Annotated in this window: 27 protein-coding genes and 1 pseudogene; 10 read left to right on the forward strand and 18 right to left on the reverse strand. The window is 41.4% G+C overall.

Annotated elements, in window-relative coordinates; genetic code table 11:
• Both ACM44_RS13510 and ACM44_RS15065 read left to right on the forward strand, forming a co-directional pair.
• A partial coding sequence (locus tag ACM44_RS13510) for a transposase (RefSeq protein ID WP_048500245.1) occupies positions 1-146 on the forward strand: 146 nt, incomplete at its 5' end.
• Between the two features lie 86 nt (positions 147-232).
• Complete coding sequence (locus tag ACM44_RS15065; protein ID WP_083993742.1) at positions 233-475, forward strand: Txe/YoeB family addiction module toxin; 243 nt, start codon at positions 233-235, stop codon at positions 473-475.
• Between the two features lie 127 nt (positions 476-602).
• Here the strand turns inward: ACM44_RS15065 and ACM44_RS13515 are convergent, their stop codons facing one another.
• From ACM44_RS13515 to ACM44_RS13525, 3 genes are all read right to left on the reverse strand, one after another.
• Complete coding sequence (locus tag ACM44_RS13515) at positions 603-1,394, reverse strand: TPM domain-containing protein (protein WP_048500608.1); 792 nt, start codon at positions 1,392-1,394, stop codon at positions 603-605.
• 72 nt (positions 1,395-1,466) lie between these two features.
• Positions 1,467-1,895, reverse strand: a complete 429-nt coding sequence (locus tag ACM44_RS13520; protein ID WP_048500588.1) for a TPM domain-containing protein — start codon at positions 1,893-1,895, stop codon at positions 1,467-1,469.
• The gene (locus ACM44_RS13525; RefSeq protein WP_048500589.1) at positions 1,895-2,503 is read right to left on the reverse strand and encodes a LemA family protein; all 609 of its coding nucleotides are present in this window, start codon (positions 2,501-2,503) and stop codon (positions 1,895-1,897) included. The genes ACM44_RS13520 and ACM44_RS13525 overlap by 1 nt, the downstream gene beginning before the upstream one ends.
• 77 nt (positions 2,504-2,580) lie before the next feature.
• Here ACM44_RS13525 and ACM44_RS13530 point away from each other — a divergent pair, with 77 nt between their 5' ends.
• Both ACM44_RS13530 and ACM44_RS13535 read left to right on the forward strand, forming a co-directional pair.
• Positions 2,581-3,069, forward strand: coding sequence for a dihydrofolate reductase (locus ACM44_RS13530; protein ID WP_048500590.1), 489 nt, complete (start codon positions 2,581-2,583; stop codon positions 3,067-3,069).
• A gap of 159 nt (positions 3,070-3,228) precedes the next feature.
• Positions 3,229-3,795: a hypothetical protein gene (locus ACM44_RS13535; RefSeq protein ID WP_048500591.1), complete on the forward strand. Its 567-nt coding sequence runs from the start codon at positions 3,229-3,231 to the stop codon at positions 3,793-3,795.
• Between the two features lie 68 nt (positions 3,796-3,863).
• On the opposite strand, the gene ACM44_RS13540 is transcribed toward ACM44_RS13535, so the two are convergent.
• From ACM44_RS13540 to ACM44_RS13550, 3 genes are all read right to left on the reverse strand, one after another.
• Positions 3,864-4,496 carry a trimeric intracellular cation channel family protein gene (locus ACM44_RS13540; RefSeq protein ID WP_048500609.1) on the reverse strand — a complete coding sequence of 211 codons (633 nt, stop codon included), beginning with the start codon at positions 4,494-4,496 and terminating at the stop codon, positions 3,864-3,866.
• A gap of 10 nt (positions 4,497-4,506) precedes the next feature.
• Entirely contained in the window at positions 4,507-4,968 is a 462-nt protein-coding gene (coaD, locus tag ACM44_RS13545) for a pantetheine-phosphate adenylyltransferase (protein ID WP_048500592.1), read from the reverse strand.
• A 97-nt stretch (positions 4,969-5,065) separates the two neighbouring features.
• Positions 5,066-6,049 carry a D-alanine--D-alanine ligase gene (locus ACM44_RS13550; RefSeq protein ID WP_048500593.1) on the reverse strand — a complete coding sequence of 328 codons (984 nt, stop codon included), beginning with the start codon at positions 6,047-6,049 and terminating at the stop codon, positions 5,066-5,068.
• Positions 6,050-6,223: 174 nt separating this feature from the next.
• Here ACM44_RS13550 and lpxK point away from each other — a divergent pair, with 174 nt between their 5' ends.
• Positions 6,224-7,249, forward strand: a complete 1,026-nt coding sequence (gene lpxK, locus ACM44_RS13555; RefSeq protein WP_048500594.1) for a tetraacyldisaccharide 4'-kinase — start codon at positions 6,224-6,226, stop codon at positions 7,247-7,249.
• A complete protein-coding gene (locus tag ACM44_RS13560) occupies positions 7,233-8,048 on the forward strand; it encodes a purine-nucleoside phosphorylase (RefSeq protein WP_048500595.1) in 816 nt (271 codons plus the stop codon). The genes lpxK and ACM44_RS13560 overlap by 17 nt, the downstream gene beginning before the upstream one ends.
• Before the next feature lie 346 nt (positions 8,049-8,394).
• Here the strand turns inward: ACM44_RS13560 and ACM44_RS13565 are convergent, their stop codons facing one another.
• The 6 genes from ACM44_RS13565 to ACM44_RS13590 form a co-directional block, all read right to left on the reverse strand.
• Entirely contained in the window at positions 8,395-9,144 is a 750-nt protein-coding gene (locus ACM44_RS13565; RefSeq protein ID WP_048500610.1) for a T9SS type A sorting domain-containing protein, read from the reverse strand.
• A gap of 7 nt (positions 9,145-9,151) precedes the next feature.
• On the reverse strand, positions 9,152-9,676 hold the full coding sequence (locus ACM44_RS13570; protein WP_048500596.1) for an ankyrin repeat domain-containing protein: 525 nt from the start codon (positions 9,674-9,676) through the stop codon (positions 9,152-9,154).
• Positions 9,676-10,221, reverse strand: coding sequence for a YceI family protein (locus ACM44_RS13575; RefSeq protein ID WP_048500597.1), 546 nt, complete (start codon positions 10,219-10,221; stop codon positions 9,676-9,678). Before ACM44_RS13575 ends, ACM44_RS13570 begins: the two co-directional genes overlap by 1 nt.
• A 30-nt stretch (positions 10,222-10,251) precedes the next feature.
• Positions 10,252-10,608 (reverse strand): hypothetical protein, encoded by a 357-nt coding sequence (locus ACM44_RS13580; RefSeq protein ID WP_048500598.1) that lies wholly within the window; start codon positions 10,606-10,608, stop codon positions 10,252-10,254.
• A gap of 15 nt (positions 10,609-10,623) precedes the next feature.
• Complete coding sequence (locus ACM44_RS13585) at positions 10,624-11,472, reverse strand: DUF5777 family beta-barrel protein (RefSeq protein ID WP_221247355.1); 849 nt, start codon at positions 11,470-11,472, stop codon at positions 10,624-10,626.
• Positions 11,473-11,612: 140 nt separating this feature from the next.
• Positions 11,613-12,245 carry a Crp/Fnr family transcriptional regulator gene (locus tag ACM44_RS13590; protein ID WP_048500600.1) on the reverse strand — a complete coding sequence of 211 codons (633 nt, stop codon included), beginning with the start codon at positions 12,243-12,245 and terminating at the stop codon, positions 11,613-11,615.
• A 425-nt stretch (positions 12,246-12,670) separates the two neighbouring features.
• Here ACM44_RS13590 and ACM44_RS13595 point away from each other — a divergent pair, with 425 nt between their 5' ends.
• Positions 12,671-13,654 carry a lipoate--protein ligase gene (locus ACM44_RS13595; protein ID WP_048500601.1) on the forward strand — a complete coding sequence of 328 codons (984 nt, stop codon included), beginning with the start codon at positions 12,671-12,673 and terminating at the stop codon, positions 13,652-13,654.
• 212 nt (positions 13,655-13,866) lie between these two features.
• On the opposite strand, the gene ACM44_RS13600 is transcribed toward ACM44_RS13595, so the two are convergent.
• The 5 genes from ACM44_RS13600 to ACM44_RS13620 all read right to left on the reverse strand — a co-directional run bounded on the left by ACM44_RS13600 (position 13,867) and on the right by ACM44_RS13620 (position 21,281).
• Positions 13,867-14,679, reverse strand: coding sequence for a DUF4136 domain-containing protein (locus ACM44_RS13600; protein ID WP_048500602.1), 813 nt, complete (start codon positions 14,677-14,679; stop codon positions 13,867-13,869).
• Between the two features lie 15 nt (positions 14,680-14,694).
• On the reverse strand, positions 14,695-17,094 hold the full coding sequence (locus ACM44_RS13605; RefSeq protein ID WP_152669378.1) for a hypothetical protein: 2,400 nt from the start codon (positions 17,092-17,094) through the stop codon (positions 14,695-14,697).
• Positions 17,095-17,304: 210 nt separating this feature from the next.
• Positions 17,305-18,507: a response regulator transcription factor gene (locus ACM44_RS13610; RefSeq protein ID WP_048500604.1), complete on the reverse strand. Its 1,203-nt coding sequence runs from the start codon at positions 18,505-18,507 to the stop codon at positions 17,305-17,307.
• Positions 18,508-19,494: 987 nt separating this feature from the next.
• Positions 19,495-20,037 (reverse strand): hypothetical protein, encoded by a 543-nt coding sequence (locus ACM44_RS13615; protein ID WP_152669379.1) that lies wholly within the window; start codon positions 20,035-20,037, stop codon positions 19,495-19,497.
• A 2-nt stretch (positions 20,038-20,039) separates the two neighbouring features.
• Entirely contained in the window at positions 20,040-21,281 is a 1,242-nt protein-coding gene (locus tag ACM44_RS13620; protein WP_048500606.1) for an RHS repeat-associated core domain-containing protein, read from the reverse strand.
• A gap of 1,194 nt (positions 21,282-22,475) precedes the next feature.
• On the opposite strand from ACM44_RS13620, the gene ACM44_RS13625 reads away from it, so the two are divergent.
• From ACM44_RS13625 to ACM44_RS13635, 3 genes and pseudogenes are all read left to right on the forward strand, one after another.
• Complete coding sequence (locus ACM44_RS13625; protein ID WP_152669380.1) at positions 22,476-22,706, forward strand: hypothetical protein; 231 nt, start codon at positions 22,476-22,478, stop codon at positions 22,704-22,706.
• A gap of 5 nt (positions 22,707-22,711) precedes the next feature.
• Positions 22,712-23,434 (forward strand): zeta toxin family protein, encoded by a 723-nt coding sequence (locus tag ACM44_RS13630; RefSeq protein WP_241477192.1) that lies wholly within the window; start codon positions 22,712-22,714, stop codon positions 23,432-23,434.
• A 223-nt stretch (positions 23,435-23,657) separates the two neighbouring features.
• Positions 23,658-24,883, forward strand: a pseudogene (locus ACM44_RS13635) (IS256 family transposase).
• Positions 24,884-24,906: 23 nt separating this feature from the next.
• Here ACM44_RS13635 and ACM44_RS15405 read toward each other — a convergent pair.
• Complete coding sequence (locus tag ACM44_RS15405; protein ID WP_160304058.1) at positions 24,907-25,062, reverse strand: hypothetical protein; 156 nt, start codon at positions 25,060-25,062, stop codon at positions 24,907-24,909.
• Positions 25,063-25,273: the final 211 nt, after the last annotated feature.

Consider the following 25,273-nt stretch of genomic DNA (forward strand, 5'->3'; position numbering starts at 1 on the left):
ACGACATCCTGAACTACTTCAACCACAGGAGTACAAACGCTTCTGCGGAATCGTTCAACGCCAAAATCAAAAACTTCAGAATGCAGCTCAGGGGAGTGAAGGACAGGTCGTTTTTCCTGTTCAGATTATCGAAACTTTTTGCCTAATCCCCCAAGTTTTGTACTTGATCCTGATTATTAATGCTGATGCTGAAACAAGCAACTGGCAAACATGATCTTTTCATCAGGAAAAAATCCCGCGAAATGATGTTTGGGGTGACCTTCGGCAAAAAACGGATAAAAAGAAACTGAAGCGAATCAATGATTTACTAAAAGATATTTCAAGAAATCCGTTTGAGGGAATTGGAAAGCCAGAACCTTTGAAACATAAATATTCCGGATTTTGGTCGCACCGAATTGACGATGAACACCGATTAATTTATCAATATCAAGAAAATGAAATCCTGATTGCCAAATGCAGATTTCATTATGATTAGAAAAAATTCTTATTGGCAATAGCTAAGCGGCTGCACCCCATTTTTTTGCCTGAATGGCAAGAAACCTCAGCTTCCACAAAGCCGAATAAACCCAAAAACAAGCCACCAAAGCAACCCGCTGCGCAAATCACCATCCTCCGGAAGCGCCGCCGCCGCCGAAACTTCCGCCGCCGCCGAAACCGCCAAATCCGCCACCGGATCCGCTACCAAAACCGCCACCGCCAAAACTTCCCGGGAAAGGGAAAAATCCACCGGGATAAGTTCTTCTTCCGCGTCGGGAAAGCATTTCATCGTCATCATTATTATTTCCACCGCCCCCTCCACGATTTCCGAAAAAGACGCTCAAAAGCAGAAATACGAAAAAGCAGATGAGCAGGATCTGGAATGGACTTAAACCCTCATCAGAAGACGTGTCTTTTACAATCGGCTTAAATTTCCCCTGCACAGCTTCCATCAACGCGGAAGTTCCACGGTTGATTCCTTCATACCAAAGTCCCTGCTTGAAATTGGGCGTCACAATATAGTCCAGGATTTGTCCGGCAACCGACGCAGTAAGGTATTGTTCCACCGCTCTTCCTTGCTGGATGGACATGGTGTGGTCTTCGGTCGCGATCAGGAAAACAATTCCATTGTCCACTCCTTTTTGCCCGATCCCCCACTTCTGGCCATACATGGTGGCGAGGTAATTCACGTCTTCGCCGCCGGTGGTGGGAATGATGATCACCTCGATTTCAGTGGAAGTGGAATCCGAAAACTTGATAAGTTTCTGGTTGAGTGCGTCTTTTTCGGTTGGCGTCAAAAGTCCCACCTCATCGTAAACCGGATAGAGCACTGCAGGTTTCGCAGGGATTTTCTGGGCGAAAACCAGGAAGTTCAAGCCAAGAAAAAACAGGGCGAAAACGTATTTGTTGGTAAGGATTGGTTTCAATTTCGGGGGAAATTTTTCAGTTAGTAAACGGTCGCAAGTCTGTATTCCAAGCTCTTTTTTGTTTTAAGAAAACGTGATCTCATTCGGCAATTCGTTTGGATTTTCACCCGTAATCGGGAAGTGTTTTTTGAGCTCTTCGCCGGTTTCCAGAATCGCATTTTTCAGGCCTTCGAAATATTTCTTTTTTGAGAATTCGGCGGTAACTTTATCGTGCATGTGGTCCCAGAAGTATTGGTGGACTTTCTTGTGGATCCCCTCGTCACCGATGATGGTGAGGTACTGCCTTTCAAAATTCACATGGAAAAGCACTGCGTTTTTTTCAGCAGTTTGATCTTTGCACAAGCTCTTGAAAACCGCAAAAGCCCTTTCCGCATTGTCTCCTTCGGTATTGGAATCAATATGGATGCGGATTTCTCCGGTGGAGCAATCTTCCGCTGTTTTAATGGCTTCCACCAGGGAAGCCATTTCAGTATCTGTGAGGAAAGTGTTCATTAATTGGTGAAAACTTCGGGTGCTTTCTGTGCACCTGCATCTGCTTTGAAATAAGGTTTTTCTTTAAAGTTGGTGAAATTGGCCAGAATATTGTTCGGGAAAGTTTTGATTGTAGTATTGTAATCCTGCGCCGCCTCGTTGTAGTAAACTGTTTCGCTTCTGATGCTGTTTTCAATCGCGGTATATTCTCTTTGGAAATTGATATACTGCTGATCGGCTTTCAGGTTCGGGTACTGTTCCACCACTGCCATTAATCTGCTCAGCGCACCACTTAATTCCCCTTGTGCAGCCTGGAATTTTGCCAAATCGGCTTCAGTCATATTGGTGGGATCCACGGTGATGGAGGTCGCTTTTGATCTGGCTTCAATCACTTTGGTTAATGTTTCCTGCTCGAACTGGGAATAGGCTTTCACGGTTCTTTCGAGGTTGGGAATCAGGTTGGCGCGTTTTTGGTAAACGGTTTCCACATTAGACCATTTCGTGTTCACATTTTGATCTTTAGTCACGAAATTGTTGTAACCATTTTTACCCCAAAAAAATAATATAGCGGCAATAACGAGAAGCGCAATTCCAATTGTTCCGGCGCTCATACAACCTCTGTTTCTCATAGTTTATATTTTTAATGTTTATAATTCGGTATCCAAATATACAAATTATGTACTAAATTTGTAAAAATTTCTTAAAAATGATAACATTAGTGGTTGCAATGGGGCTGAATCGTGAAATCGGAATCGACAATCAGTTGCCGTGGCATCTCCCAAAAGATTTGAAGCATTTTAAGGAAATCACCTCCAATCACCCCATCATCATGGGCAGAAAAACCTATGAAAGCATCGGAAAACCACTGCCCAATAGAACCAACATTGTGGTCTCCAGAAAAAAAGACTGGTTCGAGGAAGGCATCCTGATTGTTGGGAGTTTGAAGGAAGCCCTGAAATTCGCCCAAAAAATTGACGAAGACATCTTCATCATTGGGGGCGGAAATATTTTCGAGCAAACCATGGACATCGCCGACCAACTGGAAGTCACCGAAATAAAGACCACGATCGATGCCGATACCTTTTTTCCGAAAATTGATGAAAAGATCTGGATGAAAACCGCTGAAACCTGCCACGAGAAAGACGAAAAGAATAATTTTGATTTTTGTTTTCAGACCTACAAAAAAGCGAAGTAAAAGACAAAATCAACGGTAATTTTTGAATACCTCACGGCGCTAATTAAATTCGAAATAAAGCAATTTCATGCGATCAATTCTATTACACCATTGGTATCATTCGCAACCATTTTGCACCCATCCACAATTTCCTTACTTTTGCACCACTAATTTTCAACAATGAACAAATACATAAAATTCGTGATCGCGGCGCTGATGATTGCTGCGGGAATTTACCTGATGAATAATAGAAATATCGGTTGGGGAATCGTGGTGGTGATCCTCTCCGCCATTCCGATCTTGGTATTTTTTAAGAATGAGTATATCCTTTTGGCATTCTGGTTTTTAAGGAAACAGAATATCCCAAAAACGTCCCATTGGCTTTCAAAAATCACTAATTTTGAATCGCAACTCCATAAATCGCAATATGGATATTTCCATTATCTGCAAGGTTTGACACTGGCGCAGGAACATCCGCAACAAGTGGAACCTTTAATGAGAAAAGCGCTGGATTACGGACTCAATATGAAGCATGACCGAGCCATGGCCACTTTGAACATCGCGGCGGGAGCTTTGCAGAAAGGAAGAAAACAGGAAGCCCAAAAACTTTTGGAAGAAGCCAAAAGATTGGACACCGCAGGAATGATGACCGACCAGATCAAAATGCTGAGAGACCAACTGAAAATGCCGTCCATGCAGAAGCACATGCACAATCCGAATATGCGGCAGAGAGGAAGATTCTTTTAGACCTTGATCAATCTATACCGTGGGAGCATTGAAGGAAAATGGTTTTTCCCAAATAAAACCTGTTGTGTTTACGCTTCCGAGTTGTTGTCAACCCCATAAAACTTAGGCATCTGCCAATGATATTTCACGGCTAAAGTTCTGATCAGCACAATCAGCAAAATAGTTGAAATCTGCACAAAAGTGTAAGAAAGACGGGTATGATAAACCAAAAGCAGAAATATTGTTCCGCCAACGATACTGGCGGTGGCATAAATTTCTTTCCTGAAAATCAACGGAATCCTGTTCAGCAAAATATCCCGGATAATCCCCCCGAAACAGCCGGTAATTGTTCCCAAAGTAATGCAGATAATCGGATGCAGATCGGCATTCATGCCTTTTTGGATTCCCACGATGGTAAATAATCCCAAACCGAAACTGTCGAACAGGAATAACGTTACCCGGAATCTGCTTTCCAGCGACTTGAAAACCATGGCGACAATGCAGGTGATGAAAATCACCGAACACATCACCATATCGCGCATCCAAAAAACCGGAACATCCAGCAGTAAATCTCTTACCGTTCCCCCGCCCACTGCAGTGACAAATGAAATAATCAAAACCCCAAACGGGTCAAAACGTTTTTGCATGGCGGCAAATGCGCCAGACATCGCAAACGAAATCGTCCCGAGAATTTCTATGATAAGGTTGAAGTTTTGATGAATATCCAAATTATTAAACGCGAACCGCGTCTGGTACTAAAAGTTCATAATTTCCTTTGAAACTGATGATTTCCCTCACAATACTACTGCTGATGAATGATTTTCCGGAAGAAGTCAGAAGAAATATCGTTTCAATTTTGTTTTCGCGCGTGAGCTCTCGGTTGGTTTGGGCGATCGCTTTCTCAAATTCAAAATCCGCAGGATTCCTTAATCCCCGAAGAATGAAGTTCACATTCTTGCTATGGCAATAATCGATGGTCAATCCCTCGAAATGGTCCACTTCGATATTCGGAAAATCCTTGAAGGTTTTTCGGATAAACTCCATCCTTTGCTCCAGAGAAAACATGTATTTTTTCTGGGAATTTTGTCCGATGGCAATGATGATTTTGTCGAAAAGCGGATATGCCCGCTCCACGATATCGAAATGCCCTAAAGTGATTGGATCAAATGATCCGGGAAAAACTGCGACTCTCATAAATTCTGTTTCAGGCCTGTCTGCCGACAGGAAGGTTTTAAGCCTGTCTGCCGACAGGTAGATTTCAAGTCATGTTCCTGAAATCAAATACTATTAATTATTTTCGAAGGGCTTTCTCCACTTCATTTCCACACAAATCCTTGATGGAAATCCCATAGATTTTCGCTTGCTGCGGAAGGATGGACGCCGGTGAAAATCCCGGATTGGTGTTCATTTCCAGCATAAAGGGAACACCATCCATAATGATGAATTCACTTCTTGAAAAGCCGCTCATTCCCAAAGAATCATAAGCCCTTTTGGCGATTTCTTCCACCCTGATCCGGGTTTCATCGTCAATTCTTGCGGGAGTGATTTCTTCGGAAGCGCCTTCATATTTAGCTTCATAATCAAAGAATTCTTTGTGGGGAACGATTTCGGTAATTCCCAGAACGATGGTTTCGCCATTAAAATCAACCACTCCCACAGAAACTTCCATTCCGTCCAGGAAGCTTTCGATCAGGATCTGGTCGTCTTCCGCAAATGCGAAATCCAATGCTTTATTCAGTTCAGCTTTCTCCTTCACTTTTGAAATTCCCAATGAGGAACCGCTCTGATTGGGTTTCACAAAAAGTGGCAAGCCTAATTCCTTCACGATTTGATCTTCGTCAATGGGTTCCCCCTTTCTCAAATAAATGCTTTTTGCGGAAGGAATCCCATATTTCGCCAAAACGGCGAGGGTGTCTTTTTTATTGAAAGTCAACGCACTTTGATAAAAATTACAGCCGGTATATTTTTGACCGATCGTGTCCCAATATGCCTGAAGTTCGCCATTCTCACCCGGTTTCCCGTGGATGATGTTGAAGCACACGTCAAATTTCACATCAAAACCACTGCTGAGATTGACAGAGAAATCGGCTTTGTTAATGGGCGATTTCTCACCCCGGTCGTCCAGAAAATACCATTCATCTTTCAGAATCACCACTTTATAGACATGGTACAAATCCCGGTCGAGTGAATCATAAATCAGTTGCCCGCTTTTCAGCGAGACTTTGTATTCATCGGAATAACCGCCCATTACCACGGCTACATTTTTCTTGTTCATAGATATTTGCTATATGAAGCAAATTTAGGTAAAATGTTGTGAATCGACATTCTGCTTGCCTTTAATTTTATCAAAAACCGGAAAATCACGTTTTAATTTCCATCCAAAAATGCTTATTTTTGCACCCCATCAAACCACAAGGTTGAATGGGACCTAACAAAACGGACATTTCTGATGAAAAGATGGTACCTCTACCCTTTTTCTCTTGGTTATCATTTGGTGACGGGACTCCGAAACACCTTTTATAGCTGGGGAATTTTTAGTTCCACAAAATTTAAGACCCCGATCATCAATGTCGGGAATCTTTCAGTAGGCGGAAGCGGAAAATCACCGATGGTGATGTACCTCGCCGAACTTCTATCCAAACATTTCAGAACCGGTGTGCTTTCCAGAGGTTACGGAAGGGTGACAAAAGGTTACGGAATCACCAATTACGACAGCAACTACAAAACCGTGGGCGACGAAGCGATGCAGCTGTTTGAAAGATTCAGAAACCGTTTCGTAATAGGGGTTTCCGAAGAAAGAGTTCCCGGTGCAAAAAAAATCATCGCCGATATGGACCTGGATGTGCTGATCTTGGATGACGCTTATCAACACCGCGCAATCAATCCCGGTTTCAATATTTTGATGACGGATTACAACGATCCCTATTTCAAGGATTTCTTGCTTCCCGCCGGAGATTTAAGGGAAAGCCGTTCCGGAAAAAAAAGGGCGCAAATCATCATGGTTTCTAAATGTCCGGATCAGCTGACCGACGAAAAAAAGCAGTACTATATCTCGAGGATTAAACCGCAACATTACCAAAAGGTTTTCTTCTCCAGCATCGGATATGACGAGCAGGTCTATTCCCATGACAAATCTTTGCCCGACAATAACCTCGGGTATTATGACATCTTGCTGATTACGGGAATTGCCAATCCGAAACCGCTGCTGGATCATCTTTCCAGATTTTCTCAGCGGGTGAAACATTTGAAGTTCAAAGACCACCACAATTTTAGCGATCAGGATATCCAGCATATTTTGAAGGAATACAAAAAACTGGGGGAATACAAACTGATTTTGACCACCGAAAAAGACTATGTCCGACTGAAAACTTTTGACTACCTTCGTGATCTTGTTTACTATTGGCCGATCAATGTAAACATCGATAAAAAGGAAGAATTCAACCAAATCGTTTTGGATTATGTTAGAAAGCATTAAAGAAACCGCCGGTTTCATCAAAAACATCATCAAAGAGACCCCGGATTTCGCCATCGTTTTAGGTTCCGGACTCGGAAAACTTAAAGAAGAAGTAGAACCCCTCCATATTCTGGACTATACCGATATTCCTAATTTTCCGCAGACCACGGTGGTGGGACACGGCGGAAAACTGATCTACGGAATCCTGGAAGGCAAAAAAGTTTTGATGATGAGCGGAAGATTTCACTACTATGAAGGTCACGATATGTCCACGGTGGTTTTTCCATTCCGCGTATTTCACCTTTTGGGCATCAAAAATCTGATCGTTTCCAATGCTTCCGGCGGCGTGAACCCAAATTTCCGCGTTGCCGATATCATGCTGATTTCAGACCATATCAATATGATGCCGGAACATCCGCTTCGGGGCAAAAACATGGATGATTTCGGACCAAGATTTGTAGATATGAGCGAACCTTACCACAAAAAAATGCTGGAAGTCGCCGAGAATTTCGCCAAAGAAAACAACATTCCCGTTCATAAAGGCGTCTATGTCGCCTTGCAGGGACCCACTTTTGAAACTCCCGCAGAATACGGGATGATCCGCGCCATCGGAGGAGACGCGGTGGGAATGAGCACCGTTCCGGAAGTCATCGTGGCAAAACACCAGGGAATGGATTGCTTCGGAATCTCCATCATCACCGATGTTGGCGGACCCGACATCGCTTTCACCGTTTCCCACGACGAAGTTTTGGAGGCCGCAAACAAAGCAATGCCGAATGTCATTCGTGTGGTAAAAGGTCTGGTGAAGAACTATTCATAGGAATTGCGGGATACGAGGTAAGAGATTTTATTTTCGATGAGGATGGCCAAATGCAAATTCTCCGTAAAGCCCTGTTCTTAATTTTCAATTTTATGCCTAATTTTTCACTTGTGTTTTTTGAAAATTCACTATCGGATTTTTCAAAATGATTGGCCGCTGTTTAGAAGCGAGATAAGCAGGTTGAAGAATTCCCCCAAAGACTTTATTCCCTTATCGATGTTTTAAGATATTGCCAAATGTTTTGATTTTCACAGGGGTATATTTATTCAAAGCACTGGAGCTACCCATTAAGAAAAACACCCAGGATTTTTCCCGGGTGTGATTTGTTATATTTTCAAGAGATGATCTAGTTCTTGATCATTTTCTGGTAAGAAGTATTTCCTGACTTGTCTTTCACTTCCACAAAGTAAATCCCCGGCTGAAGGTGAGCAATACTGAGCTGACCATTAAGAACAGCGGCATCTGAAATCACCACTTTTCCGGACTGATCCAAAATGGTAACCGATTTGATTTGTTCAACATTCTTAAAATTAATCACCTCCTTAGCAGGTACCGGAAAGATACTGAACGCTTTTTCCATAGTTCCGGATTCTCCCACTGCCAAAATAGGATTCATTACCAGTGTGGCATAACCCCGATTGTTGCTGGTGTGCTGCGCAAGAGTTAAGGTGCTCCCTTTTGCATAAAAAATATCCAAAATTCCTGCTGCATTAGGAACCGGCACATCTCCCGGACCACCGGCAAGCGTTCTGCGGGCAACCACGGTTCTCACTGAACTGACCACCACATCTGAAATGATCGTCCAATCCTGGGAAGCATCGGGCACCGGTGGAACCCCAACTCCCTGAAAGGTGTAATCTCTACTCGCTGATGAGTTGTAGATGAATCCATCTGCACCGAGTGCCATTCCTTCTGTTCCGGCACCAATCCCCATAAAGCTGCCGCTCGCGCCAGTTAGGGTGAGCGTAAGGAAAGTAGGATCTGTCTCAATCTTCACGGTCATTCCGGTGGTTCCCAACGAAACGGTTCCGGAAGTAAACTGGGCCTTTAGCGGGATTGCTACCGCCAAGACCGCTCCAAAAAATAAAGTTTTCATTTTCATATTAATAAATTTTAAATAGGTTGATGATATTTTCTTTTTGTGATTTGATGGCATATTCAAACGCGGTCATTCCCAACTCGTCTTTATGGTTTTTATCTGCTTTGGATTGCAGCAGGGATTTTGTCAATGCTTCATTTCCCCGCTTGACCGCCCAGATCAACGGGGTGGTTCCGCTGGGATCGGGAATGTTGGGATCAGCACCGTGCTTCAGCAGCAGCTCCAGCAGATTATCGTTGTAATTGATGCATAATGCGGCCAGTGCGGTTCCTTCATCACTGAGATAATTCACGTTTGCCCCTTTATCCACTAAAAATCGGGCGACTTCGGAATTCCCCCGGTAACACGCCAATATTAATGGAGAAAAAGACATCGGATCCACCGCATCTATGATCTTCGGGTCCTTTTGATAGAGCGCGTTCATTTCTTCAACGGTTCCGTTTCTGGCAATATCAAAAACGCTCTTCTGCTGAGCGCCGATGAGGGTATTAAAAAAAACCAGGCAAAAAAATACTACAATGGTCTTCATTACTGTTTAGCGAGTTCAAAATGATAATCTACATTTACTTTCTCAGCGATTTTCTTCATGACCATTTTTGGGATTTTCACTTGGTAATCCGCCGGTCTCGCGATAAAATTTCCTGAAATAAAGATTCTTCCGTCTTTCATGAAAATAGAAGCAACTGAGGAGACATTCCGGTCAACCCCGTGAAAATTGTGCACTCCGCTGATGGTATAGTTTTTTGGTGTTGCCGAAAGATCTTCTTTATTGAAATTTGCAATCTTTCCTGTGAAGGTGGTCTTCGGATATTTTGCGGATTCGGCGTAATTTTCGTTGAAGTGCTCTTCCATCAGCGCCACTTTAAACCGAAAATCTTTAACCGTAGAAATCACAGCAATATCACCGCTGTCGGAATTCATTACCGCAACAGTGGTTCCATGTTTGGCATCCACGTCTTCGAAAAGAGGAACATTCGCCTCAAAATGCACCGTTCCGGACTTAGTCATATATTTCTGTGAAAAAGCAATTTCTGCTAAAATAATGCAGAAGACCGTGAAGATTTTATGTTTCATTTTGCTGCTTTTTAAGTTAATTTATTTTTGCTACTGTTCATGCAGGCCGTCTGCTTTCCACTTTTTCAGGATATCGATGTTGGTCGTGGACAAGCTTCCTCCCTGAGGCATTTTTCCGGGATCTCCAGCAGGTCTTTGAACCCGATCCAAAATATGGTCAATGGCATTTTTCACCAGACTGTAATCAGTGAGCGGGTAAAAATTTGCAGCACCCACCGCGGAATGGCATGTCACACAGTTATTATCAATGAGCGGTTTCACATTCTGGTTATAGGTGACTTCTGCGGGGATGACGACCTTCGGGGAAATTTCATCGAAAGTCCTGGTATCACAGCTGGTCACTGAAAAAAGGATGATCACGAATATTATTTTTACGGCATTTTCCATTTTCGATGCAGTTTTTTAGAAGACTCTATAGAGGTTAAACCCAAAAAAGAAATGTCCTTGGGCCCAGTCGCCGGTGGCATTTGTCAGGTATCCCGTTTCTGTATTGGGCTGTGAATTGGTAAAAACGAGTTGAAATATATGACCGCCGGTATCGATATCCATCCCTACCGACAGCGGATTTTTATAGAATGTTTTATCGTCGAAGTTCAGGAAATATTCCGCGTTCAGGGAAACCCTCCTGGAAATTTTGTACCTGCCTCCAATTCCTGTGGAAAAAAGATTTTTATCCTCAATCGCCGGATCAATGAGGTTTTTATGCACAAAACTTGGCGAAAGCTGCAGGCTGAAATTCTCGGAGAACCTCCTGGAAATGAGCAATTGGGAGAAATAGGCAAGCCGGTCATTAAAACGAAGGTCCGGATACTGGTCAGTGCTGAGTTCTGAATTAATATCGCTCACATGGTATCCCACAATCTCAAACGGCGAGTTCCCCTGCTGCTTCAAAATCCTGTACTTCACCCCCAACTCAAACGTTTTCTGATAGGTATGCCGCGAAGCACTGACTGCGATTCCATCCGTCAAACCATAAACCACACCCAATTTGGTAGTGGCATGATCTAACCCGAAAAAACTTTTGAACCCCTCGCTCACATCTCCGAATCGGTGCGCAATATCAATAAGAAAATCTTTTTTAGCAGGCATTTTGGTCGACTGACCGGTCACAATTTGCAGTGCTTTAAAACTTGGCTGATACACTTCAGCAGCTTTTGCGGTATCGATCTCCTTGAGTAAATCATTGTTCTGCGCCATTAAAAAATGGCTGAAGCAAACAGAAAAAAACAAGATGCTGCTTTTGAAAATCATAAGTCGTGAATTTTATGAAACCCCCATCAATAATGGAAAAAAATGATACTGCGCCGCTTTCTCCACTAAAAAAACCGGTGATTTACGCTTAACGGTGAATCAAAAATAGCATCTTAAAAGCTGATATCTGGTGACTAATGTCACAACCTATTGAATTTTATGACGGAAAAAGTCTGGGTGAGGATGCCTTCGTTTTCAAATTTTTTCAGGATTCTGCTCACCACTTCCCGGGCGGTACCCACATCGTTTGCAATTTCCTTGTGAGAAATCTTCAGTTCATCTTTGCCCAAGAGGGTCATTTTGTTGCTCAGGTATTCCAGAATCCTTTTATCGAGCCTGTGAAAAATGGCCTGGTTCAGCATCTCAATCAGTGCTCCGTACCGTAACTCATATTGCCGGTAAAAGAAAAAGTTGAATTGGGGATATTTATTCAGCCATTTTTGAACCGATAAAACGGGCAATAAAATAATTTCCGCAGACTCCTCAGAAACCGCATAAACTTTGCTGAGCTGATCATCAAAAACACTTGAAAAAGTCATGATGCAGCTTTGTCCCGGACCAACGTAATAATAAAGAAATTCCTTCTCATCTGCGAGTCCGTAAACCTTCACCAGTCCCCTTGCCACAATCGGAATATATTTTATATGCTGACCAAACCTCATGAGCTCAGTCTTGGCATCGACTGATTTTTGCACGGCATGCTTCCGGAACTCGCATAAGAAATCAGTTCCCAGAAATGCAAATTTTTCAGAAATTTGAGCAAGACCGTCCATATAATTTTTTGTAAAAATAAGAATTTTACGAATACAATAACAAACCGTTAACAAAAATAAGATATCCGAACACATTTATCATGTTTTTATGCATATCATTAAACAAATCCAAAAACAATTCAAAGCATCCAAACGGCGATGAATTCTAATTTCCGACCACTCTGTAATCCTGGAACCACGTTTCCGGAAGTTCCAGCAGACAGGGGGCATACCATCTGAAAACACGACCCACTTACTCCAATACAACTCGCATTTCGCGTACCTGGTTCTCTCCCTTATCGAAATATATACATGGTAAATGGGAATAAGGAATAAGGGCAGAGGATTTACTTTTAGCTTGATTCTTGATCGGGTTACGACATGAAGTACCCAAGTTCCAGATCCCCCATCCGGCCATTTTTCCCTAAATTTGCAGAAAAAAGCACATGCTGATTATAGATTCTCCCTCAAACAACGCCTATTTCAATATCGCCTCCGAAGAATATCTGCTCACCAGATTCCCTACCGAAGAGATCTTTTTACTTTACGTGAACGCACCGTCCATCATTGTGGGGAAATTCCAGAATACCCTCGCAGAAATCAATCTGGATTATGTGAAGGAGAAAGGCATCAAAGTGGTGCGCAGAATGTCGGGAGGCGGAACCGTGTACCACGATTTGGGAAACCTCAACTTCTCTTTCCACAAACTACTGGGCGATGATGATTTCGGGGATTTCAAACAATTCACCCAACCCGTGCTCACCGTGCTCAACCGGCTCGGTGTTCCGGCGGTTTTGAAAGGCAGAAACGACCTGCTCGTGGAAGACAAAAAATTCAGCGGGAACGCAAAACTCGCCAGAAAAGGCAAAATGATACAGCACGGAACCATCCTTTTGAATTCTGAAATGGAAGTTTTGGCGGAAGCACTGATCACCAACCCTTTAAAATTCATCGATAAAGCCACGAAATCCAACCGTGCACGGGTGACCAACCTGATCCACTACCTGCCAAAAACCACCACTACGGAAGATCTGAAAAATTACCTTACCGAAGAAATCTACCAAAACAATCCGGGTTCCGAACGCTACACCCTTACCGACCACGACATTGCGGAAATCGAAAAACTGGCGGCGGAAAAATACGAGACCTGGGAATGGAATTTCGGGTTCTCGCCCAACTACAACTTCCAGAAAGCGATCAAGTTGCCGGCCGGATTCATCGAAGTTCACCTGGATGTGGTGAAAGGAACCATTGAAAAATCCAAAATTTTCGGCGACTTTTTTGCGCCGAAACCCATTGAAGAACTAGAAGACCTGCTGATCGGGCGCAAGCATGAGGAAGCGGAGCTGCGCAGCATTCTGGAGCGCGTCGATTTAACCGACTATTTCGGGAAGGTGATGGTGGACGAAGTGATGGAGGTTTTTAAGTGAGAAGTCAAACCCCACCAAGCGCAGAACCGCCCTTCAAAAGATGGCTTCGTCGCTCATTCCTCGCGCCTCTCAATGACCACTGCAGCTCCCGCAGGAGGATACACCGGTACCTTCGAGAGCCTCAGCCACCGGAAAGTTCGGGATGGGCCATAAAAAAAAACCACAACGAATTGTGGCTTGTCATTTAAGATTCAAAATATTGTCTTATTTTTTTACTCGATTAAATTATTGTGATAAGGGAAGGATTTGGTAATACTCTTCATGATATAGTCTATGATTTTTTCCGTTTTGTCGGATGAAGACACGTCGTTGGATTCTCTTCTCCACAGTACTTCACCCGTAGCCGCATCGGCAATGGAAAGGTTAAGGGTCCCCTCGTTTTTTTTACCCCCTGCAAGTCCGAAAGTAGCAATTTGTGCGTAGGTTCCCGCCACTTTTTCAGCGACATTCCGCTCTTCCTTTCCCTGTTCGTAATCGCCACGAATTACAGCATCTACGCCTAAAGCTTTTGCAATTTCTTCGGTGGGTGTTCTGGAAAGATTATTCCAAAGTCCGGAACTTCTAAGGATTTGATTGGTACGGTCCACATCCTGAAATTCCACAAAATAATCGAACTGGTTTTTTGCAAAATGCCTGTACATTTTTTCCTGAATCACATCCATCGCATTTTCTGCAATTTTAATGTTTTCTTTTTTACTCTGCTTCTTCTTATCGCTCACAATCTTGGTAGAGAAAGGCAAAATCGCAACTTTTTTATGATTGGTAATCTGGATGAAATTTTTGGAAATAATGATCCCTTCTTTAGACATTTTTTTGTTGGATTTCTTCAAATCCGCGAGGTACATGCTTTTGAAATCGCCATCCTCTAAAGCTTGCTCCGTTGCTTCACTTTTGGTTAACCCTTTTTTAATGCCCTCTTCAATCAAAGCATTATACTTGTTTTTTGTTGCTTTGGTTAAAGTCACGGTTTGCGCAGAGATCATTACAGCGGCAGCTAATGCGCCTAAAATAAAGATTTTTCTCATATTATATTATTTTAATTATTTATATTTAGCAAAGTAGGGGAATCGTTTGTTGATTCTTTTTACCACCGACTGCAACGTGTTTTTCATGTCATATAATCTGGCTTTCGAGTTTTCATTGATGTATTGCCAAAGCAGATCATCAGAATTTTTATCAAAAATATTGATGCTTAGCCGCGTGCTGTCTTTGGGATCCAGGGTTGGATTTAATAGCGAAGCGGTGGTTTGCGAAACCGTCTTTTTTCTTAAACTCACGTTTTCATAATCTTCCAATAAGGCATCATCTGCAAATTCGAAGAATTGCAAATCGATCATGTCATTCAGCAACATATTGTTGATTTTGGCATTGGCCATCACGGTGGTAATTTGTTTTTGATCTCTGGTAAGGCCCTCGGAAATTGCGGTTGCGAATTTTTTAGGAAGAACCAATTCTGAATCACCGGTCCCGGAAGTATTCAAACTTTTAAATATTTCTCCGGAAGCGCCCTTCATGATACCATCCAGTGTCCCTTTGTTTTCCATGAGCTGGAAAGCCATTACTTCAATATCTTGCGGCGTTTTGTTCAGAATGCTGAAATCTTCCTCCTCATCTAAACCGAGAAGCCCATTAAACTTGGATTTGTTTTTCAAGATCAGGTCAATCTGCTTGCTGTTCGCTTTGGATCCCAAAGACTTCGCCAGTTCATTTTTATCGCCTTTGATGATGGTCTTGATCAGATCCTGATCTTTCAGAATATTCGAGCTGAAATCTTTAATGAAACCCTCATCCTGCAAACTGTTTAAGCCGATATCTGAAAGCCAGCTTTCCATCATTCCGCTTGGTGAGCCGCCCAGAATCCCTTCCAGCGCTTGACCTTTGGTGGATATTACATTCAGCACATTGTTGATCTGGTCGTTATTGAGCTGTGCACCCAAAATCGCAGGATCTGCTTTCAGGAAAGAACCAAGCAGTTTATTGGTATCGCCCGCCATAATATTGGAGACGATTTCTTTGTTATTGCCCACCAAATTTGCAAATTTTTGAAGATCAACATTTTGAATTTGATCTCCAAAAAGCTCCTGCCCCCGCTCGGTAAGGGTAGCGAAGATGGCATTGGTATCGCCGTTTAAAAGGGCGGCTACTTTATCCTTTTCTGCAAGAAGACTGAGGTATTTTTGTGCATCTGCGCTGGGAATTGCTTCGCCAAGGAGTGCGGTACTCTGCGTTAAAAAATGGGTGGTCAGTCCGGAAAAATCGCCTTTGATGACTTTTCCTACCATGTCTTTATTTTCAACCAAAAGCTGGGTATAGGTAGAGACATTTTCACCGGGAATCAGGTTAACCGCCGTACTGAGGTTTTTATCTAAAAAATCCTTCATTAATCCATCGGTATTCCCTGTCGCCAATTTTGCCAATACCGTTGAATTATTATTGATAGCACTGGTAATCAAAGCATTTTGTTCGCCAATGTATTTTTGAGTGATGGTGTTGACGTTGTCATTGATCAAATTAAACATCAAGCCTTTGGTATTGCCCTGCATCACCTTCTGGATCGATGTTGAATTATTCTTGATCAAACTCACCATCTGTGGATCAAGCTTTAGTTCAGCACCGATAAGAGAAGCGTTATCCTTCACCAGGTCACTGATCAGATTCTGCGTATCGCCCTTTGCGATTTTCACAATGGTTTTGGAGTTTTTTCCGGCCACCTCCGCCACCTTTTGCCAAGGTCCCTCAGGCAAAAATCCACCGGCAATCTGGGCAAGATCAGAAATATCACCGTTTTTTAATTTGGTGAAAAACACTCCGGGCTTGGTCACAAGATTGATAATGACATCGGGATTTTTAATGAACTGCAGAGCCTGCAAACCGGGAACACTTCCCTTGATGGAGGTCATGGCCAGTTCCCCTAATGCCTTACTTAAATTCTGCCATCCCGTTTTGGTATTATCCACATGAATATCAAAAGTACAGAGCACCACCGCGTCCACCTGTAACAGCTGCGCAAGATAGGAAGGCGGAAAATCATCCGGATGGGCAAAGAAGCCCACATCTTCCAGCACTTTGTTGGTCACCCTGATATCCTGAAGAAATACATCCGACTTATAGTTATCAAATACATCCCAAAACTGCTCCTGCAGCATCTTGCCGATCATCTGCTGACTCTCGAACTGCTGCTCGGCTTCCTCTTTGGTAGGAACGCTCGGTTTTGCATAAGAAATATGACTGATAAACGGAATGATCGCAATTTTGCTGTGCTGATCAAGACGGTTATTGATCTGTTCGTGCGCAAAAATCACATCATTCTGGTTGGATTTTAAGAGCGTTAAATATTTGCTTGCGACACTTACCACTGTACCTACCTGCGAGTGCACGGAGAGAGCAGGAAACAAGGTCATCATCAAAATAAAAAAGAAGGTAATTTTTTTTCTCAGCATAAGATATAGAATTTGTTCAATGTCATCACTCGATCTCATCATGGCAACAAAAAGTCCAAGGTCCGCAAAAATGCTTATTTTCCTGATAACTAACGTGATTTGGAAAGTATAGTCAACGGGTAGTTCCTCAACTACCCCATCAGGTAGTGCTGTAAGACTTTATAGCAGAGTAAATTAAAGGGATTGGGGTAGAAAAACGAATCCGCAAACTTATTTTAAATCCCACCGGTTGGCGATACCCAAAATAGTATAAATCGTTTTCAAATGATACTTCACCGTGTTCTCAGAAATGAAAAGTTCCTGACCAATTTCTTTGTTGGTTTTGCCCTGTTTCACCAGGTTGATGATATCGAGCTGCCGCGGAGTCAACTCGTAATCCGACAAACGAAGTGGGGCCTCTTTCTTTTGAGCAAGTACAAGCCGTTTCAGTTCTGCCCGGATCCTGTCATTTTCCTGGGCAATCAACCTGTTTTTTTCCTTCTTAGACTGGTACAGTTTAAAGGTAACCGAAAACAGGACCAATAACAGGACTGATGAAAACGCAAGCAAATACGACTTCTTCTTTTCATAGTCGAGCTGCATATTTTTCCTCTTCTCCAGCATCCTTTTTTCTAAAACCGCAAGCTTTCCGCTCTGTAATGCGGCATTGTACCTGCCAGATATTTCTGAACCTTTGCTGTGATAAAAGTAAGCATTCCTATAATCTTCCAAACCGACAAAAAATTGAGCCATGGTGTTATAAAGGGCCATTTTGTAAATATCCAGTCGGTATTGGTCCGCATATAACATTCCCTGTTCAAAGGCATTCATTGCCATTTCGCGATCCTTCAAATGTTCGGCTAAACCTATTATTTTGGCATAAATCATGGGCAAATGTTTCGGGTCATGCTTAGTCAGCAGCGCTACAGCCTCGTTCAAAATGGATTCCGCTTTCCCGTAATTTTTATCAATTACATGCAACACAGCAGACACCCCCAGATAAAAACCATGGGCTTCCGGATTAAGGTGATTAATATTCTTGGCGCTCAAGATCGCGTGCAGCTTTCTGGCTTCCTCAAATCTCCCGGAATCAAACTCCACAAACATCCGTTCCGCCAGCACACGCACTTCTGCCTCTTCATAAAAATCTGAATCCACCGCCTGTTTTAATGCGTGGTCTAAATTCTCCAAAACTTCCGGGTAATTGTAGATCCTCTTATAGGTAAGCGATTTTTGAAGATAGGCATTGTATCGGTCGTACCTGCCGGATTTCTTGTTGGTAAGGACCTCTTCTAAGATGGTGATTGACTTTTCATATTTATAGCTGTCATTCAGGGATGATATTTCCTCATTCAAATTGACATCATCAGTCAAAGACGCCTTTCCTACAAAATGAAATAACAAGAAAAAGACAAAAAATAAATTTTTTCTCATAAAGAAACCCGTCAATTATGTTAAATCCCTAAATGTAACACTTTATTTAAACTGTTGCACCATTAAAAAATAAATAAAAATGGAGCGCGGGTTGACCGGGTTTTAAAACCAATTATCACACTGGTTCACAATGCATTGAATATAATGGCGGCCCTATCCGGAACTGAATATTACTGCAAAAGAATCACCGGATGCGGGCAAACCTGTTGCCACAAACATGCAGGTCAGCTGCTCAAAAATGGGCGATGTGGAGCTGGTTAACGTGAAAAGTACCGCAGTACACCTCCCGAATTACAGTTATTCAGCAGCCAAGTGGTTCAGTCCCGCAATCATCTCGCCCTGCAGGATCCCACGAAGAAGTTGATGCCATGAAGCGCCGCACCAACGCCTGCGAAATTCCGCCGAAAAGAGCCATTCCACCTAGCGTGGCGGGATTTCATGTTTATTTCCACTCTACAAAAGAAGAAACGCATATTCCCGCTTTTTTACGAGGGCGGGTTAATGAATGAAGATCGGGAACTTTTTCAGATCTATTTCGGTTGAAAATCGGATTATTAGTTCACCGGAAAAATGACGAAAAGTCTTTTATTTCCCCTACTAAAAAAGAAGAAACACCTATTCCCCTCCTCGGAGGGGTGGCGTTCCGGCCTGCCGGAATGACGGGGTGGTTTTTCCTATGCGGGAGCTGAGCGCAACTGTGGAAACCCGATGTACCACAGTATAGTGTTTGTCTTTCTTTTTATAAATAACTCCAAGCAGCTATTTTTCTTGTTTGATACCTTCACTCTGGCAGATTGCAGATTTCTATCATAAAAAAATCAACTGTGCCATCATTATGAAAAATAAAATAATCTTCAAATGCCTCGTTGTTTTTTTGATGCTTTTTCCTGACGTTAAAGGTAATACCCTAATTTTGATCTGTCTAAAAAAGCAGCCGTGTACCGTAATAACACTATTATTCCAAGTAATTTTCTCATGGTTATTTTATTAATGAGGGTTTCCATCTTTATCAAAAACGATAGAATTTAATATCAAAACTTTATTATTTTCAGTATCGAATATGTAATAATCTTGTGTCATCTCAGGAGGATAATCCTTAGTGGTAAAATTCTTTAAATTATCAGATTCTTTTTTTAGATAGAAACTCAAAATATTTTCCATACCTTTAAAATCGTCTGAACTAAACTCTATAACAATGTTTTTATAGTTTTCGAATGAATTACTTATATAATATTTTTTTTGGGTATTAATATCATATAGTAATGCTCGAAACTTAATTGCACGAGTAGTAGGCATTGTATTAGCCCAAGAGAATACATAAATAATATTATCGTTTTTCAGTTCAAATTTTAGTTTACGAATAATTATTTTTGTTGGGTTAAAGTCTTTACTTATTAAAACAACAATATCATTTTGATGATTCTTATTATACTCTTTTTTTATAACATCTATTTTATCATATAGAATGATATTTCGATTAGTTGCACAACTAAAAAACATTAATGATAAAAGGCAAATGAGTATTTTCATATTTATTTCTTTTTGCTTTGGATAATTGAATTAAATATACTTTGGGTAGCCGGATTTAACTTATAAATCACATTTTTAATTAAAGGTATTGTAGAAACCTTCTGGATTAATTGAGTGCTATTTAATCCTGGTGAATAAGTCGTTCTTAAAGGAAGGCTTCGTTCAGCCCTTAATAAATTTTCAATTGTGGAAGCATATACTTCGCCATTTCTTATATTGGAAGGTAAGCCGTTTTCTTCAGTTTTGGGAACCCAAGTTTTATCTAATAGATTTTTATCAAAAACTTGGTCGGCAAAACTATGTCCTAATTCGTGGAATAATGTAACATAAAAAGGTGATTTCTGAGTTCTGGAAGTAGTATCAAGACTAACATTTTGCTTAAAATAAGTATAAATAATTGAACCATCGGGTTTTGTCCCATTTACATTTGCTTGGTCTCCTGTTAAATCATTTTCTTTTATTGTTGTATTGACATCATCATTTGCAAATAAACCAATGAATTTACTGCCAAAAGAATCTTTATTTCCACCTGTCACTGAGGTTAAGGATGATAATATCAGTCCTGCATAACTATCAGCAGATACATTCGTTGCTTCTACATCCCATTTCTGGGTTTCTGCATTTTGTGTATAAAGTTTTCCGTTATTGTAACGATATGTATTATCTCCGTCTTTGATATCAATCCACATTCCTGTGGGGTCTGTATATTTCATTGGATTATTTGCTACATATACATACGGAGAGAGATCAGGATATTTTTCTGCTAACGGATCAACAACCCCCCATCTCCCGATATCGGGCATATACATCCTCGCACCATAATCATACATTCCCGTCTCCTGGAGTTCCTTTCCGTTGTACTTGTAGTTCTTATACGTCGTTGACGGACTAAATTTACCTGATTTAGAGGACGATAAAAAACTTAATCCAAATGGATAATAATCATTCGTGTCTTCAATCTTTATTTTACCCTCACTACTGTCATAACTATAGCTAACCCTAACATTTCCTAAATGGTCTTTGTACTGGTAAATATACTTTAAATTATCGAAATCGTAAAATCCTTCCGCAGTAGGGAAAAAACTTGGAGTGGCCGTTGCCTTCGGTGGAGGGTTTCCGGGAACAATGAGTATCTTTTCGTCCAACTGTAGTGCTTCCTCCTGACCCGCGGTAACCGCTGCTCTGGTAGCTGAATCATCTTGAGTGAGGGCTTCTTCTGCGAGAGCGCAAAGACAGCGTCCCAATGAACCACCCCACCGCTATGCCAAAGGCATAGTGGCACCCCTCCGCGGAGGCGAATATTCCCGCTTTTTTAGCAGGGCGCGTTAATCAATGAAGATCGGAAACTTTTTCAGATCTATTTCGGTTGAAAATGGGATGATTAGATCACCGGAAAATGACTAAAAGTCTTTTATTTCCCATACTAAAAAAGAAGAAACGCATATTCCCCTCCACCGGAGGGGTGGCGTTCCGGCTTGCCGGAATGACGGGGTGGTTTTTTCTTGTGCGAGACCGCAAAGACAGTGACCCAATGAACCACCCCACCCCTATGCCTCAGGCATAGCGCCACCCCTCCGAGGAGGGGAATATTCCCGCTTTTTTACCAGGGCGGGTTAATGAATGAAGATCGGAAACTTTTCAGATCTATTTCGGTTGAAAATTGGATAATTAGATCACCGGAAAAATGACGAAAAGTCTTCCATTCCCCCCACCAAAAAAGAATAAACGCATATTCCCCTCCACCGGAGGGGTGGCGTTCCGGCTTGCCGGAATGACGGGGTGGTTTTTCTTGTGCGGGAGCTGAACGCGCAGCTGTGGAAACCCGATGACCCACAATATAGTTTTGTTTTTCTTTTTATAAATAACACCAAGCAGCTATTTTTCTTGTTTGCCGCCTTCACTCTGGCAGCTTACAGATTTTTATCATAAAAAAATCAACCGTGCCATCATTATGAAAAATCAAAAAACCTTCATATACCTCATTGTTTTACTGATGCTTTTTCCTGACGTTAAAGATAATACCCTAATTTTGATCTGTCTGAAAAAGCAGCCGTGTACCAGATAACTATTGCACAACCTCATTTTTAAATTAACTGTTATGAACCAGTTGTGCATGTAAAGGAAATTCATAATGTTTTGCTTTTTTAAACCTTTGTAAATCATCAATAAGCGAAAGCGCCTTGGTTTATCTTAAAAATATGAAGGATGACTTTAAGAATTGCCTTTATCTGTCCTTTCGTGAAAAAAAACGCAAGGGCAAACAAAGTTTTTTATCATCTTTATTCCACTTATAAGCACATCTTTTAGGCTGGACAAAGGCGCTTTCGCTTATTGTTGCCAAACAAGGTTCTAAATGCACAAAAGGTTGTTATCAATAATTTTTGTATTTTAGCATAAGAAATTAGATCATGAGTAGAATAAGTAAAATCAGAGGCAGAATGATAGCAGAACACAGAGCTGCCAGCAGAAGGGTGCTTATAAGCATTGCTAAAAGTGCGTCCCATAACGCAAAAAGGTCTTCGATTGCGTTAGAAATTCCTTTTGAGATCATTAAAGATGGTGGAATTTATCAGGTATTTGATGGCAGTATGATTAAGACCGCTTCATTAAGGAAAGCTATTATTGACAAGAGTGGACTGACTAAAGGAAGCAGAATATGCCTAAAATAAATAGAATGAGGATTTTCGCTGGTCCTAATGGTTCCGGAAAATCCACTTTGTTTGAAACTTTTCGACAAAATTTTAATCCCGGAATATTTATCAATTCTGATGTTATAGAAAAAGAAATCCTTGAAAAGGGATTTCTTGATTTACTGACCTATGGTCTTGCTCTGACACAAAATGACCTTGAGCAATTCTTTCAAAGTACAAATGCAGCGACACTTCTCCAAAAATCACAGGAAACAGGACATAAAATAGACATAGAAATAAAAGAAAATATCATTGTCGATAAATCCCGTTATACACACAGCTATGAAGCTGCACTTATCACATCATTTATTCGGGAACATCTTCTTAAAAACGAGATTTCGTTTTCGTTTGAAACTGTAATGAGCCATCCTTCAAAACTCGATGAAATCACTGAAGCCAAAAAATTAGGCTATAAAGTCTATTTATACTTTATCTGTCTTGATGAACCACGGCTGAATGTGTCTAGAGTGAAAAACAGGGTATTAAAAGGAGGTCACGATGTTGATAATCATAAAATCCTTTCGCGATATACCAACACGCTGAAAAACCTTTATCCTGCTTTAAAATTAGTTGATCGTGCTTATCTATTCGATAACTCTGATGAAATGCTGATGATTGCCGAAAAGAATAATGAAGCATTAACTATAAATATCGATGAGCAAAACTTTCCAAACTGGTTTATAGAAAACGTTTTGAACCAGGTTTAATCTGGTAATTATTTAAGAAAAAAATAAAGGTAGCGTCCTCCTAACTATGTAAGTTGAAAAGTTATTCTGGGAAAATTTAGGTAGCGTCCCACAAACTGTGTAAGTTGAAAAGTTATTCTGAAAAATTTTGGGCCCTTAAAAGCCTAATAATTTTTCGGAAACCTAACGACGTGGTTCGGCGTAGCCAAATAACTTTTTACTATTTTTAAACCTTTATACAGTTATCATTGACAAAGAAGAATTATTAAACAACAAAGAATTTTACAAATCTTTTAAGAGCGGAGAAGACTTAACCTCCTTCTTCAAACAAATGCACAAGAGTGCCGTGGAGCACATGCTGAACGCCGAACTTGATGCCCACCTGGACACTGAAAAGCATGAAAAGACCAAGGATGGAAACTACCGCAACGGCCACGGAACCAAGAAAATAAGATCCTCGTTTGGCGAATCTGAAATCAAGGTTCCCAGAGACCGCAAAGGGAGCTTTGAACCCGCATTGGTTCCCAAAAGACACAATATCATCGAGGGCCTTGAAAACGTGATCATCTCTTTTTATGCTAAAGGAAATCGAAGATTCGACGTAGTCAATGAGCGTGAGTGATATTGAAGAACAGATTCGCGAGATGTACGATTTTTGAGGTCTCTACTTCCACTATATCCCGCATCACCAGTGCGGTTGCCAGTGAAATGGTGAGCTGGCAAAACCGTCCCCTGGATGATCTTTATCTGATTGTGTGGATGGATGGTATCGTTTTTAAAGTTCGGGAAAATTCCAAAGTCATCAACAAAACAATCTATCTTGCAGTGGGCCTGAACCGTGAAGGGAGAAAGGAGGTTTTAGGCATGTGGCTTGGAAAGAACGAAAGTTCAAGCTTCTGGATGAGCGTGTTAACAGACCTAAAAGCCCGTGGCGTGGAGGACATCCTGATTACCGCTACCGATAACCTGAATGGATTTACCCAAACCATCCGATCCGTTTTCCCTGAATCACAAACACAAATCTGCGTAGTCCACCAGATTAGGAACGCCTGTAAATATGTAGTATGGAAGGATAGGAAAGCCTTTACAGCGGATATGAAGCATATTTATGCCGCACCCACTAAACAGGCTGCAGAAGCAGCTCTGGAAGATTTTGCCCAAAAATGGGAATCCAAATATTCCTATGCGATCAAATCCTGGAGAGAAAATTGGGAGGAATTGACCGTCTTTTTCGACTTCCCGCTGGAAATCCGTAAAATCATCTACACCACTAACTTAATTGAAAACCTGAATGGAAAAATAAGGAAATACACCAAAAATAAGATGTCATTCCCAACGGATGACGCAGTGTTAAAATCCGTTTATCTTGCTCTCAGAGAAGCCACTAAGAAATGGACCATGCCCATTCAAAACTGGGGTATTGTTTTAAACCAATTTATGCTTATTTTTGAAGAAAGGCTCAGATTATAAAATCCAAGCCCTAACTTTTTAACTTACACACTTTGCGGGACAGTGTCATTAGATAAGAAACATAATTGGAAAAAACGGTCAAATTGACCACCTGATTTCGGAGCAAAGTGACCAGTGAATTTCGGTTTAAATTGACCACCGAGATTCGGTTTAAATTGACCACCTGATTTTCTTTCCATTTTCATTCATTTTAGCTTGTCTTTTTTCATGATGTTAAGCCCATAAATTCGCTGTAAAAAAGCAGCGGATAATGGCAAACCACTTAACAGACATGAACAAGATCAGAAAAGCAATCAAAATGCACCATTCGGGCAAGAGCAAGCTGTTTATCAGCAACTATCTTTCCCTATCTCGCAACACCGTCAAGAAGTACATTTCCCTTTTAAAAGG

This window comes from Chryseobacterium koreense CCUG 49689, from assembly GCF_001045435.1.
In the GTDB taxonomy this organism is placed as follows: Bacteria; Bacteroidota; Bacteroidia; order Flavobacteriales; family Weeksellaceae; genus Kaistella; species Kaistella koreensis.